The 15,060-nt window shown below is 62.5% G+C and carries 12 protein-coding genes; 6 read left to right on the forward strand and 6 right to left on the reverse strand.

What is annotated here, in order from left to right; genetic code table 11:
* Window positions 1–29: 29 nt before the first annotated feature.
* Both ACSFA0_RS25165 and ACSFA0_RS25170 read right to left on the reverse strand, forming a co-directional pair.
* Entirely contained in the window at window positions 30–524 is a 495-nt protein-coding gene (locus ACSFA0_RS25165) for a hypothetical protein (RefSeq protein WP_435452999.1), read from the reverse strand.
* A gap of 464 nt (window positions 525–988) precedes the next feature.
* Window positions 989–2,437, reverse strand: coding sequence for a Dyp-type peroxidase (locus tag ACSFA0_RS25170; RefSeq protein WP_435453000.1), 1,449 nt, complete (start codon window positions 2,435–2,437; stop codon window positions 989–991).
* A 536-nt stretch (window positions 2,438–2,973) separates the two neighbouring features.
* Here ACSFA0_RS25170 and ACSFA0_RS25175 point away from each other — a divergent pair.
* A complete protein-coding gene (locus tag ACSFA0_RS25175) occupies window positions 2,974–4,065 on the forward strand; it encodes a hypothetical protein (RefSeq protein WP_435453001.1) in 1,092 nt (363 codons plus the stop codon).
* Between the two features lie 44 nt (window positions 4,066–4,109).
* Here the strand turns inward: ACSFA0_RS25175 and ACSFA0_RS25180 are convergent, their stop codons facing one another.
* Window positions 4,110–4,877, reverse strand: coding sequence for a hypothetical protein (locus tag ACSFA0_RS25180; RefSeq protein ID WP_435453002.1), 768 nt, complete (start codon window positions 4,875–4,877; stop codon window positions 4,110–4,112).
* Between the two features lie 672 nt (window positions 4,878–5,549).
* Here ACSFA0_RS25180 and ACSFA0_RS25185 point away from each other — a divergent pair.
* The 5 genes from ACSFA0_RS25185 (at window position 5,550) to ACSFA0_RS25205 (ending at window position 10,301) form a co-directional block, all read left to right on the forward strand.
* On the forward strand, window positions 5,550–6,278 hold the full coding sequence (locus ACSFA0_RS25185; RefSeq protein ID WP_435453003.1) for a hypothetical protein: 729 nt from the start codon (window positions 5,550–5,552) through the stop codon (window positions 6,276–6,278).
* Between the two features lie 266 nt (window positions 6,279–6,544).
* Window positions 6,545–8,050 (forward strand): LPD1 domain-containing protein, encoded by a 1,506-nt coding sequence (locus ACSFA0_RS25190; protein ID WP_435453004.1) that lies wholly within the window; start codon window positions 6,545–6,547, stop codon window positions 8,048–8,050.
* A gap of 4 nt (window positions 8,051–8,054) precedes the next feature.
* Window positions 8,055–8,606 (forward strand): hypothetical protein, encoded by a 552-nt coding sequence (locus tag ACSFA0_RS25195; protein ID WP_435453005.1) that lies wholly within the window; start codon window positions 8,055–8,057, stop codon window positions 8,604–8,606.
* A gap of 133 nt (window positions 8,607–8,739) precedes the next feature.
* Window positions 8,740–9,264 (forward strand): hypothetical protein, encoded by a 525-nt coding sequence (locus ACSFA0_RS25200; protein ID WP_435453006.1) that lies wholly within the window; start codon window positions 8,740–8,742, stop codon window positions 9,262–9,264.
* A 125-nt stretch (window positions 9,265–9,389) separates the two neighbouring features.
* Window positions 9,390–10,301: a hypothetical protein gene (locus tag ACSFA0_RS25205; protein ID WP_435453007.1), complete on the forward strand. Its 912-nt coding sequence runs from the start codon at window positions 9,390–9,392 to the stop codon at window positions 10,299–10,301.
* Between the two features lie 236 nt (window positions 10,302–10,537).
* Here the strand turns inward: ACSFA0_RS25205 and ACSFA0_RS25210 are convergent, their stop codons facing one another.
* From ACSFA0_RS25210 to ACSFA0_RS25220, 3 genes are all read right to left on the reverse strand, one after another.
* Window positions 10,538–11,974 (reverse strand): hypothetical protein, encoded by a 1,437-nt coding sequence (locus ACSFA0_RS25210; RefSeq protein WP_435453008.1) that lies wholly within the window; start codon window positions 11,972–11,974, stop codon window positions 10,538–10,540.
* Between the two features lie 3 nt (window positions 11,975–11,977).
* Window positions 11,978–13,141 (reverse strand): hypothetical protein, encoded by a 1,164-nt coding sequence (locus tag ACSFA0_RS25215; protein WP_435453009.1) that lies wholly within the window; start codon window positions 13,139–13,141, stop codon window positions 11,978–11,980.
* A 72-nt stretch (window positions 13,142–13,213) separates the two neighbouring features.
* Entirely contained in the window at window positions 13,214–15,058 is a 1,845-nt protein-coding gene (locus ACSFA0_RS25220) for a hypothetical protein (RefSeq protein WP_435453010.1), read from the reverse strand.
* Window positions 15,059–15,060: the final 2 nt, after the last annotated feature.

Here is a 15,060-nt window from a genome sequence, read left to right on the forward strand (position 1 = left end):
GGGTGACGAGAAAACGTGCAGTCCCGCGTTCAAGGATTTGCCGCGACGAATCTCGCGGCCGTCGCCGCCTGAGTCTTGACCATCTCATCCAGCACCGTTGGGCCCTGCCCCCGCCGGTAGAAGTTGATGGTGACGGGCACGTCTCGCACCGTCGTAAATGCAACAACGCCGGTGCCTGGTGTGGCCGTTCCATCACCTTTGGGCAGGTCCTGGAGTATTCCGAGATACGCGGCCGCGTTGTCCATCCCGAGCACGCCGAGGTTCTGGGTTGCACCTGCGTGCGGGTTGCGACTTTTCATCTCCTCCTTCACCCGCCGAAACGAATCATTGAAGTCCCCTGCCTGCTTTCGCATCTTGGTCAGATAGTCGGCGCGGCCCATGCCGCCCATGGTGACCGGCTGACCTTTCGGCTGCGCCGCCAAGATCTGCCCGAAGCTGCTGAACGGAATCGACTTCCCGGCGCGCAACTGCGCAACCTCCCTGCAGTCCCCAAAAACAGCCAAGACGTGGTTGTAGCCGGTCATAGCTTTTGCAGCTCTGTCCTTGACATCTCGCTCCAGATTCGAGTCACCGAGGAGGCATTGCCCTGGAGGCGCCACGAGCGCAATTGATTTACCCACATACATGGCCGTCTGAGCCATGACAGGCCCTGCGAGGGAGGCGGCGCAGACGATCAGAAGCCGCCATGACCAGGTCCGCACCACCGCTAAGCGGCGCAGGTATCGATTCGTTGATCCTTGCCGAAGCGCGGACACGGCTGACCCGGACGTGACAGACCCCGCGACCAACGCCGTGTCAAAAAAAGGAAAGTGTTCGGTCAATGCGTGCCCTCGTAGACGTAGATCCTGAGCCGCCGCGCGCCTTGCGCGACGAGAGAGCGGGATAGCCTACGCGACAAGCAACTGCGGATCGAGGCAGCATTTCACGGATACAGAGCGCGCGGCTCTCATCGGCCGGCCGCACGCATGCACCCGGCCGACTCGACGACTCAGGCAGTCTTCGCAGCAGCGGGGGAGGCGCCTAGCTGGCCGACGCGGCGCATGAAGCTCAAACTCGGCATGAAAAAGTATTCCCCGCCCTTCATCGTGACGGTGCGCGGCACCGCGTCCACTGTCTTCGTCGACGCGGCGTCACCCCATTTGGTCGGTACTGACATCTTTGGGCGTTGCACATCACCCGCCGTCTGTCCGATGAGCGCATCAACGCCTGGTGCTGGTGTGCCTGTAGGCACTCTGGGGAACCCTGCGCCATTCGCCCAGGCGACCTGAGTGAATTCGAACTGCTCGCCGATGTCGCAATTGAAGGCCATGAAAAGCAGGCCCACATTCCCGGTCGGCTTATTGGCGGTCGCGCCGTCGTTCGGGTTGTCGGCCCGAACACCGTAAGTCTGGCCACGCCGCGCCATGATGTGCATCCGCTCTCCATCGTGGTCTTCAAACCCACCGGTACCCCGCGGGTTGGTCTTGCGAATGTGGCCCAGAAATGGGCATTTGCCCGCCACCGCGTCGCTTGAGTAATCAAAGTTGTTCAGAACAGGGCTGTGGGCGCCCTCCGCGGCCTGAGTCGTCACCGGGGTTCCGTCCTCGAAGCGCCCTACCAACAGCGCGCCCGCCCTATCTGGATCTTCAAGACCCAGATCCTTTGCAAACCTCGATTCGGCGATCTTGAACGCTTGGACGTCCTGCTCCAGCTTGCGGAATATGAAATAGCTCCCGAAGTGCTCACCAGCACCATCTGGCGCCGGCTCGGGAACGATCGCCCTGCCAATTGCGAAAGCTGGGTCCCAAATCGACGTGCCGTCGGTAGAGTGCATTTCACTCTCGATGTCGGAGGCAAGGAACAGCGGCTGGCTGCGTCCGTCGACATAGCCGAAGTGTTCGATGCCGTCGCCATTGCTGTTGTGCAGCCCGGTGCCGTCTTGGGTGCCCAGCACCACGACGCTTGGCGTCGCCTTCAACAGCGCAGACACCTTGTCGTGCGTCGCTGACTTCGGCTCCATAGTCATGTCGCCGATCAAGACACAGGCATGAAGGTCAGCCTTTGCCCGAAACGCTTCATCCCACTGCTCAACCGGCGGATCGTTCAGCTTGGGGTTGCCTTGCATGCTGGTCCGGAAGGCCGTATCGGCGGGAACGTCCGTGATTTCCAGTTTGGCATAGCCTGCCGCGGTAAGTCCGACGCCAACATATGGCGTGCCAGGTACCTTCGATTTCTTGAAGGCATCGATCTCGGCCAGGTGTTGCGTGGCCGACTTCATCAACGGCTCGAGCTTGGACAGAAACTCCCTCCCTTCCGCCGCGTCGGTGAACTTCAGGAAGAGGATGGATAAAAAGTCCCGAGTGTGGCCCTTCAGAATATTCGGCTGCAGGGTGTCGAGCATGGCTTGTTGCTCAGCGCTCGGGGGAGACGTGATCTGGCCGGAGAGGTCGAGTGACATGGCAAGGTGCTTTCATAGGGGTCGTGGGTCTAAACATCCCTCGGCCTCGGCGAAACTGCCTCCTGTTGAAGCACTGTCGCGGCCAAGCTTCGCGGTAGCCCGCTAGTCCTGGAGCGTGCACCGCGTGGCAGACGGTAGTGACCGCACACCTGCGACGCAACGTGTCGAACGGCCTATGACGTATGCCGCAGACGATTCATCAAATGTAGGGATGCTCCGCTTGTATGCGGACGCTGGGACCCCCGTCCGCACGCGTAGCGGGCTCCCCGCAATAAAACGGCCGTCGCTAACTTGCTTCTGGGTCTGGCCTCGCACAGCATCTCTGTTCTAAGTGACGAGATCGGTGAGCCAGCCAAGCCCACACACGTGCCAATCTGCAGCGGTGCTCCTCGTGCAGTAGTTCACGAAGCCACTTGCAACTGCAGGGAGGCGGCTGCATGCCCCTACTTCGCTGATCTATTTCTGCCGAAGAGACCTACCACCGCTTTTGGTGCTCGTCGCACGAAAAGTCCTCAAAAGATTCACCGTCCCTCCTCATGAAAAAAACAGCGTTTCTTGTCGCCGTCGGCCTGCTGCCACTTGCGGCTCTCGCGGATGGCCAGACGATGGCGTGCAACCTTTCTTCGCCTGAGCGCCGCAGCGAAATCTGCGGGTCACCACGAATGGCCGCTAAGGAGGCGGATTTGGCGGCAGCAGTCAAGGTCGCAATCGGCAAAGGCATGACAAACGAGCAGGTCCTTGAAGCAATAAGGAGGTGGGTTCAAGTGTTTGAGGGCCCAGGCCGCGGTCTCAGAAGCGAGAACGATGGAGATGGCATGTATAAGTCGATGATCTACGAGCTACAAGGCGCGCCAAAGAGGCTCGGCTTGAAGCCACCGCCGGAGCCCGCGAAGGCGCGCACCACCACTTATGCTGGCGACCCCGCTAACGAGGAAGTTTTCTTCAAGTACCACGTGGGCGGCGCGATAAGTTGGGAAGCGGTCCTGGTCGCGCTAAAGAAAGGATTTGACGAAGTCCAGTCTGCGACTGCGCCTAGAGACGTACTCGAAAAGGTTCACGTTCCGAAGGTGATCGGCGGACTGCCAAAATATCTTGCGTGTGGCGGTAACGAGTGGGAAAAATCCTCGGCCTTCTATGAGGTCGCCAGCGATGGAACGATGCGCACCACACAGCGAAGCGACGACGGGAAGACTTGGAATAGCTATACCGAAAAGTGGAAAGTCATCGGCGGTGGTAAGAAGCCCCAGACCTACCTCTTCAGTAAAACACATGCCTTCCTCGTTGAGTGGGCGAGCTACGAACCGCCCGTCAAAGGGAAGCCCACGCCAGTAATTTTTGCCTACTACCACGAGGCAACCGGGGATATGCAGCACCAAAAGCGATGCCTTGCGGCTGAAACTATGACCCCGATCCCTGCCGCGCCTTACGTGCCCCCGCCGCCGCGGCCCAGCGCGGAAGACCAGCGGGTTGCACAGCAGGTGATAGGCTGGATCGCTGACATGCGGACGAAGGGCGCCAAGTGCTCAAGCGTCGCCGACTTTGTGCAGTCCCGTGTACGGCAGTTCGGCGTGAATTCTCCGCACGTAACTAGCGCGTTCGACGAGGCGTCAGCGCGCGGCTGCTTTTAAGCACGTTTGCCGCTTGGGCGCCGCGTCGACCCCGACGATGGCGCTCAGGCTTCCGCTCGGCCCTCATTGGGCGCAGCTTCCGATGGTGCTGGCAACAGAGTGGATTTGGCGAGACCTGCCAGGGTTTCAAAGATCACCTCCGGCCTGACCATGTCCTCAAGTCGCGTCCGCAGCTCGACGATGCGCGCCCGAAACTGTTCCATAGCGTCGCAGTTGGCGTCTGTCGCCGGAATACATGCCACCACCCGACCGTTCCTGTCTTCGTATACGCCTGGCCAAGCACGGTACTTGTAAGGGCCGCTCGTGCGCGACGTGTCGAGCTCACGCAGGAGTTGGGTGCCGTCGCGAGCAGTACCCTTCCAGACCGTCACCGTGGTCAACGAGAACCCCTCCGAGCGACCGCGGTAGTAGCGCGCCTCACGATCGATTTCCACCAACAGGAACTCCTCCCAGGTGATCCGGTACTCGGCTTCAAGCTTGGCCCAGACAGCGGTGCGTATCACCTCAATGTCGGTACCCTGCACATAGATGCCGAGCGTGTCGTTGCTGGCCGCGAGCTCTACGCTCCGAACGGACGCCGGCGCAGAATCCGTTTGGTCGAACTGCTTGAGCAGTCGCAGCTGGATCTCGACCTTCTGGTCCTTGACAAGGAGTGGCGCTTGCTCTGGCGCCTCGCCCAAGGGATCATCGGTCTCGGCTGTGGCGCTCCGCCCGCGTAGATGAGTGCTCAGATCAGCTTCGACGCCTTTGTAAGTCCAGTGCCAAACATCGACCAGGACGCCTTTTCCGTTCGAACTCTTACCTCGTGCCATCGGTGCCTCTGCGTTGCGGTTTTGCTAAAGGAGGCAGTGTCGGCCACTCGGCTCGAACCGCAAAACCCGGCGCATTTTTCGAGCCGCTACGGCGCTCGACCAGACAAAGGCTGCAGCCTGCATCAGCACCGATCAACCGAGGCCCCCGGCACGCAGACCCGGCACCGAGTCAACTCTGGCGGTACCGGGCTCAGGGGCCCATGAAGCGTCTCACCGCCTGCAAAGCGCCGCGCGAGCTCGTCCCGGTAGTGGCGCCCTTCGCGCCGTGGGAGCAGGCCAGAGGCAAGGCGCCAAAACGCGTTGGCGCTGCGTACCAGTTCCAGGTCCGATAAGTGCTGAAGATCATCCATGCATAGAGTTTCGGCCTTTACGGCCGGAAGTACCTGTGCAACACCACACACAGCGCAGCAGAACTTCCATAGACGGCCGCAAGGTCACAAGTGGCTCCAGCAATACGCCCGTTGCGATCTCAGCTGTTGCTCCCCTTCAGTGCGGGTTCCCCACGGTCGAAGCACACGTCCTCGCATGAAACACCTCCAGGTCGTGTTGCAGGAGGCTGTGCAAGCGCCCATCCGGTGCAGAATTGCCGTCTCCATGCGGACCGATTTCCAACCAGCCGCCGCTAGCGCGATTCATGCCGGCCTAGACGTTGCCGCCACAAACGCCTATCTCATGGCCAGCTACTTGCGGATCCTGACACCTGACGTGTTGGAGCGCTTGCGGAGCACGGCCGGTCTCTCGAACCCATTCCTCCCCTTCGCCACTCAAGCGTACTGCCGGCAGCACGGCCGCATCCTCGTCGTCGGCCGCGCCCCTAAGCGGTGGCTCAACCATGAGGATCTGTGCAACACGTCGATCGACACCTACGCGCTACGCTCCGCGGCCGCACACGCGCAGTTGTTGCAGACGCCGCCAGGACGACACAAGTTCCTCCAGTTCCTGGGTCGAGGTAACAGCCGCCTCGGAACAGCCGACAGCGCGATCGGCTGGTGCAATCTGTTTGCCGTTAGCCACGCCAAAGCCTCGCCAACCGCCTTGGCAAAGTCCTCCCCAGAGGTCTTCAGCGTCATTGCCAAGCTGTCCCAGGAGCTTCTCGACTCGCAGCTGAAGATCCTGAGGCCGCACGTCATTTGCTTCACGGTCAACCCATCGTTCGACCCGCAGCTCAAGCGGTACTTTGGCGCACGGATGAGCGCTCCGGTGGCGGATAACGACGGTGCGCGACTTCGCTTCGAGCTCGATGGCATGCCCGCCTGGCGGATTAACCACCCGCGAAGCCTGGCCAAGGTCGACCGCGAAGCCGCACTCTCCGAAATGATCTCCATGGCGAGGTCAATCGCCGCCCTCGACGCTCTCGTCACCGAGCCGGCGGCTCGAGGCATGAGCGTGCTGCCGGATTAATGTGCTGCCTCGGCGAACGAGAGCCAACCGACCTCTCTGGCCCTTGATAATCGGCGTATGAAGTCAGTCCCAGCCGTGATCGCGACACCACGCCGTGGCCTGAGGCTTCGACCACTTGACGCGCACGCTCGTGGATCTCTGCAGCTCTCGGCAGGGTCTTTCGGAGCCCGGTTTCTGCGCCGCGCCCCTGATCGGTTGAGACCCAAGAGCCAGTGCAGGTCTTCGGCGCAGACGCCGGCGCGCCGGCGCTCGGTGCGAGCTCACACATGAGCATCCTCGACCAAGCAGCAGGCCAGGACTCTGATGGCGCTCGCATCGAAGACGCCGGCGCGTTCATCCCCTATGCCCGGAAGCATCTGGTGTCCCGGTCCACGGGCCCGGCGGCGGCGGAGAGCGAGCTGACGCTGGAGAACCTTTTCCCTGAGCCTGATTGGCGTGCCAAGGTGCAACAGGGAATGCCGGTTGACTGTGCAGCTTGGCTCGCCATGCTCTACGACAGCCTCGCTGCTCGCCCTCGCGCTGATGGCGCGTATGGCGTGACGGGACAGCGTTGGGCCCAGGCCTTCGAGCAAGCTGTACGCTGGCTATGCTGGTTCTTCAACTCGGCAAAGTCGTTGGAAACTGCCAAGAGCGTTGCGCGAACGCTCGCGGGACGCCTTGGCTCCAATCCGAAAGACATCGCTCGCCTGCCTCTGACCGACATGGCTCCATATTGGGCGGCGTGCCCGGGCGGCAAGCGGCGGCTCCGGCCGCTCGGCTCCTTCACGCTTCGGCAAAGCGCCATGGCTCAATGGCTGCCCAAGCTCGGCTGGCCGGCCAGCGATCGAGCTTTGAGGTTCAACTTGGTCCCGACCTCACTTACGGATGGCACGTGGCGTGTTGGACAGATCAAGGGCGAGGGCTACTACTTCAAGAGCGATGCGCTCGCCACTGAAGCGGAGGCCATCGCCCAATGCTTCAAGCTCTTCGACGAGTTGGAGGCTGCTTCAGGCACCGTTCGCAAGCGGGTTCTCGACAAGGAGATGGAGCGCGCGGGCCCAGATTACCGTGGCGGACGTGACATCGACGCCCAGACGCTCATCGCCGAGTTCAATCTCCGTGGGGTGCAGTTCGGGGAATCCGTTCCCCAAGCGGAGCGCCAGGCCTGGTTGAACTCGGTTTACGAAGGCATGGCGGATCTCGCCGACGTGCTTGCGCTACCGCGTCGCTGGATGGGTCTTGGCGGCCTCGGCCTCGCGATCGGGGCGCGGGGCAGCAGCGCTGCCCTAGCTCACTACGAACCATCACTGCGTGTCGTGAACGTCACCCGCATGCGTGGTCAGGGCGCATTGGCGCACGAGTGGTTCCACGCACTTGACCATCGGCTTGGTCGGCACCACGCCACCACATACCTCACGGCGCACTGCTTCAACAGGCGGTTGATCGTGGAGTCGGACGCTCCGCTTGTGTCCACGATGAGCGCGTTGGCCTGGGAGATAAGGGCTTCCGAATTCCTGCAGCAGTCGATAGCGATCGAGGACGTGCCTCGTGCGGGCAGCTACTGGACGAAGCCTGAGGAACTCGGCGCCCGGGCCTTCGAGTCTTGGGTTCAAGATCAACTCGTGAGCGCCGGGCGGCAGAGCCCTTGCTTGGTTCAGGGTACGCTGGAGTCCGATAACGGGAAGCAACCCATCCGATCGCCATATCCGCGTGGCCAGGAACGTCAGGACCTTGGAGCTCACTTCCGCCGGCTCGCCGGCGAATTGAGGCGCGCCTCGTCCTCCAAAGATTGAGGGCGTGCAACAATTCTGGCCTCGAGTGGAGGCGCAGATGGCACGGAAACCAAACGAGGCAAGCGGCGGCCTGGACGCCGCTGTTCAAGCGGTCAAAGCAGCGGACACCGCGGAAGATCTGCGTGCGGCTCAAGCGGTCCTTTTGCCCCTTCTAGGCTTCTCCCTTGCTGACACGGCCGACATCGTCGGCCGAGATCGGTATTGGGTCTCCAGGGCACGCAATCGAGCCATTCGCGGACAGCCAGCGCACACCCATGGCGGCCGCCGCTTTGCACTGCTATCCGAGGCGGATGAGGTTGCGCTTGTGAAGCGCGCGATCATCGATGGATCCGTGTCTTCGCAGGGGGCAGCCGACCCCACCCGCACCTCGCTCCGTCGCATGCTCGATGAGCGCGGCGGAGGTTCCGAATCAACCGTCACCGCTATGCTCGATCGTTTCGCCGGGAAGCTTGTCAAGGGAGCAACCTGGTCGCGAATTTCCTTGCATCAGTACACGTTCGCGCGGCTGTACAGCCTTGAAAAGGATCTGGCACAACGCATGGATGCGATCGAATAATTGTTGCGGCTTGAGGTGGCAAATGAGCCTAAAGGCAGCACCGAAAGTACTCCTCGTGCTTGCATCACTTCCGGTGCAGCACCCACAGGCTCCCTAAGCCCTGTGGCCTGTCATACGACCTGGAGTACTGTTTATGCCGTCGACCCTTCCGTCCACCTTTGATACGCACGTGGCATGGCGCTTTGACGCCATCATCCCTGGGACCTTCCGCCGCAACAAGGCTGCATTCGCCCACCACGAGTACCCCATAGTTGGCCCCCTGCCTAGTGCCGGCCGTAAGACGCTTCCCAAGGAGAAGGCGTCCAGCACAGGTCCGTTCGTGTACTTCGTGTTGGACGACCAAGAGCGTGTCCGCTACGTCGGGAAGAGCCTGGAGTCCAACGTCCTCCACCGATGGATGCGACCCGGCGTAGGTGGCCCCGCCAAGACCTACTGGACTCACTCGACGAGGTCGGGCGGATGCGTGTTCGCGATCGCCGCGGCTCTGCGCTCAGGTGAATCGCGGCACTTCACGCTGCGCTACTCGCCGGTCACTGATGTGCCGCCGACGCTCGGAGGCGGCCTGCTCTCGAGCCTGCCGGGTGACACCGCCGCGGCTGCTGATCGCATCGAGCACGCGCTCATCCTGGCGCTGCGCCCAGACTGGAACAAGCCGTGAGGGCCGCAACGACGGTTACAGCCGGACGTGAGGGTCTCCTGCAGCCCGGACGCTTCTGGACTGGGACGCCGAGCTTTCTCGCTGCGTTTGATCCAGTGGATGCCGAGCTGGACAGGGAGGACTCCTTGTCCGATCGATACGCCTTTCTACTGGGTGAGCAGTTGGGACGGTGCCGGATGACCTGGCAGCACGATTCGGCCAACGGCGAGGTGGAGCGCGGCTACAACTATGGGCGCACCCTCCCCGCCATCCGGAGCGACATGTTCATGCGCAAGGTGCTGAGCGTCCGGCGGAACGCTTTCGCTCGAAAAATCCCGGTGAGCTCGGCGCTCACCAGGTCTTACATGGAAGAAATCTCCGTCCGGTTCTGCCCCGTCTCTGGCGTCGAACTGACTCACGCCACCCTGGCGGAGACGGATTGGTCGGTCGACCGCCTGGACAACACTTTGGGCTATTTGCCGGGCAACATCTGCGTGATGGCCAGCCGAGTGAACAAGCTCAAGGGCACCACAAACGTCGAGGATCTACGTACTGAAGTGGGTGCGCTCATGGAACGGTCCGGGCCTGGAGCACTTGGGGCGCGCCTAGAGTGCGGACTGCTGTGTATCGAGGCGCGACGGTTGATCTCGTTGATGGCTGCGCCCACCGGTTTTGCAATTGGAATGCTGGGGATGTCGGCGCCTTTCGCAATGGCGCCCGGCGCCTGGGCCACCCTCGACGGGGCCATTGGCGCGATGCACGTGGCGTCTTCGCATTCAATTGCCGCGCAGGCGAAGCGCGCAGCCCTCTTCAAAGCGATGGGCAAGGCGGAGTGGCGTCTGAGCAATCGGTTGGCAGCTCGCATTCGCGCAGAGCTGGCGGCCGACACGCATCCTTGCGACGTCTGGCTGGACCCGGTGAACGAGCGGCTTCTGGTCGAGGCAATGGACCTATTGCTGGATAAGCCGCCGGCGCTACCAGGATTTGATGCGGCTGGAAAGGCCGCGGGAATCAAAGAGGCAATGCACCCCGTCAGCCGGTTCACGCGTGTGAGTTGACAGGGTGATGCGGACCGGTGCGCCAGTCAGGAGTTGCCGGCGTTGACCCCAAAGACCAATGCGTTCGAGATAACGAGAGGCTCTGGGATCTCGGCGTCGACAAGGTGCTGCCTGGTGCCGTCCGGCATGATCCGGTCAGCCAGCACGAAAACCCCTACCTCGTGCCAAAAATGTGGCGGGTGGAAGTATTCCCAAACGGGTGAATCAGGATCGCGCAGCGCGCCGCGCGAGCTCACCTAGTTGGCGGAGTTCAGGATGTCCAAAGCTCGGCCGCGCAGGCTCGAGCTTCGCATCACGTCCGCGCTGGCAGGCGCGTTCTTCAACGCTACGGCCAGTGGAGATTTCACCCCGGGCTGAGGTTCAGCGTGGACGTCCAAACCGCGGGCGATGTAGTGCGTGATCAGACGATGGTAGTTTTTGTCTGCAAAGGCGCGGATCGGCTCGAGCGCCAGCGCGTTGCGCACATCCGGCGCGACGAACGTTGCCTCAGCAGTCGCAGCCTCGCCGCACTCAGCAGCCTTGGCCAGCAGCGCAAGAATCGCGTCCTCGATCCGATGCGCGTCGGCTGGATCACCTGTGGCCACGGCGTGCAGGATTGGCGACTGCGCCGTCGAAAACAACCAGCCGACCTGCGCCCAGTAAGCAGCGTCCGCCAGGCGCATCACGACCGACACATGACCATCGCGCAGAGCGGCCTGCACCGCGTCAAGAGCGGCATCGTCATAGGCGCCGACGTGGGCGAATGCCGGAACGTAGTTGCGCAGCCACGGCGCCACAGCGGGCTCACCCTCGGTCGACGGCGCAGCGCCGGCAGCCAGCTGCGCGAACTCCACGAGCTGGCGCTTCTTGCCAGCGAGTTGGAACTCGCGCAGCTGGACGATCGCATCCAGCACCAGTGCGAACGCGCTCGGCGTGCAAACCGGCACCACGATCGAGGCCATGCCCAACACCGCGGCCACCTCGGAGAACGACTCGTAGCGAGCCTCGGCAACTGCCGTGTCCGCACGCAGGCCGCACGCAAACAGTTCGGAGAGGCACGTTTCACGAGAGAGTTGAAGGGCGGAAAAGTAGGCGTTGACGCGCACCTCGGGCACCTCGCCGGCGCGCGGCAGAACTTGCTGCTGCATCGCCGCGCCCAACCGCTGAAGCCCGAACATCGTCGTCATCGCGTCCGGGCAGGCGATCGCGATTGCACGCACCTGGTCTGGCATGTCCATTGCAACTGCGCCGGCGAGCATGCGGGCCATACCGGAGTGCGCGAGAGCCGAGTATTCGTCGATCAGATCCTCTTTCAGCAAGCGAGCGTGCTCCTCGATCACAGTCGCAACTGCGGCCGCGAACATGGAGCGTGCATCCTCCGTCGCGCCGAAAACCGCGGTCTCGGCTTCTCGGTACAGCGACCCGAACCGTGCGTCGGCAGTCAACACCTCGGTGGTGATGCCGTACGTGAAGCTCGTGAACGCCGAGATGCGGTTCACCCAGTCGACCGTTGGGTCGGTCTGCTGGGCAGTCGCCGGCGCGGCATTCAAGAGGCCTTCCTCGACCATGACGCGCATGCGGTCGACGTTCAGGACCTTGGATTCGGCGGCCACCATCGCAAGCAGGGTCTGCTCATCGACGGTCGCCAGCATGCGGCCGTAGTCGGCCGGATTGGTGAATGGCTTCGACTTCATCGGTTACACGCCCAAACGTTTAGTGGATGCTGCGGTCGGCGGGGCGTCGAACAACGCCAGGGCGCGCTCGCGAACCGCAAAAGCCTTCATGGCCTGTGCAGCCTGAGGGAACGTTGCCTCCGCTTCAGCGCTGGCGGCCTGGATGTCGACGCCGGCGACCCTCAGGCCATCCAAGACAGCCTCTGCTGCCGTCGGCTCACCGGACGCGAGCGCTGCTTGCACAGCCGCGGCCGGGCTCTTGGCGAACACACCGACCGACGCGATCGCAGGCACGTAGTCGAGAAGCCAAGGGTCATCCTCCAGCTTCTTGAGCAGCTGGAGGGCGTTCGCCTTGAACGCCTCCGCATCGCTGCTCTGCTGGTACCCAGGCGCGGTCCAAACCAGATTCAGCGCATGAGCGAGTGCCTCGGGCCGGCACACCGGCGCGAAGACGGCGAGGTGATCAGCGAGGCCGAATTCCTTCGGGGTGTGCACGCCCATCTCACCCATCGGGGCGCTGGGGGCCAGGCCCTTCGCGAACATTGCCTCCAGGCAGGCTTGGCGCGACAGTTGCACCGCAGTGAAGAAGGGGTTCACCTTCATGTGCGTTGCGTCCGCCAGTGCGAAGCGCTCGACGTCGTTGCCCAGGCGGCTCAGCGGGAACATCGTCGTCATCGCTTCAGGGCAAGCTTGAGCGAGCGCCTCGACCGCTTTCGGCAGATCCAGAGCGATCGCGCCGGCCATCAGGCGTGCGATGCCGGAGTGCAACGCCAGCTCGTCCTCGACGCCAGGGGTCGCCTTCAACAGGGTGTAGTCGGCGGCAACCTGGTGCGCAGCCTTCTCGATGAGGGCGCGCGGCTTGGCTGGGGCGCCGAACACCGCGATGGGCATCTCGGAGGTCAGAGCACCGAATCGGCGATCTTCCGTGATGATGTCCATCGAGATGCCATCGGTGAACGCCGAGAAAGCGCTCAGGCGATTTCCGAGCGTCTCCGCCATGTCGCTCAAGCTGGGTGCATCGACGCCGTCGAGCTCGACCTCGAGCACGCCGTCACTGACGATGACGGCCAGGACTTCGGCGTTCATCACACGCGCCTGCGTTCGCACGTACGTAAGCAGTGCGGTTTCAGGCAGCGATGCAAGCATGCGGCCCAGATCTTCGGGATCGGTAAATGGCTTGGATTTCATGGGATTCTCCTGAACGCCGATTTTTGAGCAGAAAAGCAAACGTTGCAGTTTCGGAGGCCTCGTGAGGCTCTTTCAGACGCCCAGGGCAGGCGTTGGTCCCGCCGCGTCGATTATCTCAGCGGCCCGCCGGCGCGAAACGAAGGTGCGGATGACTGCCGCTGCCTCGGGCGCGTTCTCGTCTGCATCGGCAAGGAGCGACTTCCCATCGCTCCCGATGGGCTTCAAGGGATCCAACCCCACCTCCAACAATCTGACGATCGTCCGGTGAAAGCCTGCGGCGGCCAACCCGAACACAGCGGGTCCCCTTGAACCTTGGGGATTGAACTGCGTCGAGGCTTCGAGGATGCGTTCGACTTGCCCAGCTTGCTGCGCCACGTCAACCAGCACCAGCAAGGCGTCTTGAACCAGCTCTCGATCTTCATCCGAGACGTCGCCGGAACCGACGCCACCAAACAGCCGCCGATCGTCGACCAAGCTGCGAGATTTCCAGTCGATCAGAGGACCCACTGCCGCGACAACTTCGGCAAACCCGTAGTTGCAAGCCTCCTTCAAGGCCTCGTCGGCTACGGTGTCGAACCATCCATGGCGAGCCATGGTGAGGATGAAATCACGGGTAGATCTGCCCCGCGGAGACAGCGTCATCGCTGTGACTCCGGTTTCAGCGAATGCGGCGCGGTCTCCACTGTCGAGAAACGCCTGCGATGCGCCCAGCTTGTTCATCAAGTGGGTCATCATCAGCTGTGAGCAGTGTGGCGTCAGCCCCAGGCAGAACTTTTCGACGGTCAGGACCGAGTTGCGGCCCCATCTGCCCAGCGGCAGCGCCGAGGGCAGGCCCTCGGCGATGAGCACGTCCAAGCAATCGACCCGCGATAGCTGGATCGCGACATATGCTGCATTCACGAACGCATCGCCATCGAACGGAGCCGAGTCGACCGAGAACAAGCCTGCGAGTGCTCCGCCCAGTTCTGGCAGGGGGATCTGCTTGACGAGCGAACCTCGTCGCGCGCCAACAATGGAGCGGCATGCATCGGGAAGATCCAGAACCACTGCGCCTGCAAGGCAGTAGCCCATTGCAAGGTCAATCTGCTCCGCGCCCGTCGCTACACCCCCGAGGGTCGCGTGTTGTTCGAGCAGCCTCAGTTGATCAACGACCGTGCGGACAAAGTCCCCGTACAGTGCCTTCACGGGCTCAGGCGCTCCGAACACGGCAACGGCCAGTTTCTCAGTGCCGTCGGATTGAGGTTGCTGGTCGAAAGTGATCCCGCTGATGAAGCCTGTGAAGGCCTGTACACGCTGAGTCCAGGCGTCGATGACGGATTGCATCGCAGCCGCGTCGGTTGCGGCACTCGACTCCGGCCCCACGTCGAATACCTGCAGGTCGACGAACGTTTGCAGCCAATCGGTATTGAGGACTTGCGAATGGGCTTTGATCGTGGCCAATAATGCAGTCTCAGGCATCGTGGCCAAGTAGGCTGGCCATGTCGTCCGGTCCGAGATTGGTGCGATATCCCGAAGCGCCAAGCTCCGAGCGCCCCGCGCAGCCACGTCGAGCGCAACGATGTGGATCGCCACGGATTCGACGATCATGGCTTCTTGGTCAACGGTGCTCGGCCGATACTCCTTCGTCTGCTGGGCAACCAGTTCCATGAATCGTGCATCGCCCACCAGGTCGAGCGCGCGCCGCATTCGCACGACCGTGGGCATGTCCTGAATAGCTTCGACCTGGGCTGCAGTCGGCCCGTCATACGCAGGCTCGCGCAGCGCCTTCATCGGAATCGACAGCTTTGTGCCGCCGAAGCTCTCCACCCTGGCCATGTCTCCCACCCGTTCGCGCAAGTAGCCCTGTTTGATCGCTCCTGGGCCGTCGAACTCGACGATCTGGTTGATGCGGAGGGTGGCCGTTGGAGAGCTGCTCATGT

It is taken from the genome of Variovorax restrictus (assembly GCF_051216715.1).
In the GTDB taxonomy this organism is placed as follows: Bacteria; Pseudomonadota; Gammaproteobacteria; order Burkholderiales; family Burkholderiaceae_C; genus Variovorax.

Bases quoted from the DNA above. Each gene is read 5' to 3' on its own strand.
- ACSFA0_RS25190 (WP_435453004.1), top strand. From the start codon at position 6,545: ATGAGCATCCTCGACCAAGCAGCAGGCCAGGACTCTGATGGCGCTCGC.
- ACSFA0_RS25200 (WP_435453006.1), top strand. From the start codon at position 8,740: ATGCCGTCGACCCTTCCGTCCACCTTTGATACGCACGTGGCATGGCGC.
- ACSFA0_RS25165 (WP_435452999.1), bottom strand. From the start codon at position 524: ATGACCGGCTACAACCACGTCTTGGCTGTTTTTGGGGACTGCAGGGAG.
- ACSFA0_RS25215 (WP_435453009.1), bottom strand. From the start codon at position 13,141: ATGAAATCCAAGCCATTTACCGATCCCGAAGATCTGGGCCGCATGCTT.
- ACSFA0_RS25170 (WP_435453000.1), bottom strand. From the start codon at position 2,437: ATGTCACTCGACCTCTCCGGCCAGATCACGTCTCCCCCGAGCGCTGAG.
- ACSFA0_RS25180 (WP_435453002.1), bottom strand. From the start codon at position 4,877: ATGGCACGAGGTAAGAGTTCGAACGGAAAAGGCGTCCTGGTCGATGTT.
- ACSFA0_RS25185 (WP_435453003.1), top strand. From the start codon at position 5,550: ATGGCCAGCTACTTGCGGATCCTGACACCTGACGTGTTGGAGCGCTTG.
- ACSFA0_RS25210 (WP_435453008.1), bottom strand. From the start codon at position 11,974: ATGAAGTCGAAGCCATTCACCAATCCGGCCGACTACGGCCGCATGCTG.
- ACSFA0_RS25175 (WP_435453001.1), top strand. From the start codon at position 2,974: ATGAAAAAAACAGCGTTTCTTGTCGCCGTCGGCCTGCTGCCACTTGCG.
- ACSFA0_RS25220 (WP_435453010.1), bottom strand. From the start codon at position 15,058: ATGAGCAGCTCTCCAACGGCCACCCTCCGCATCAACCAGATCGTCGAG.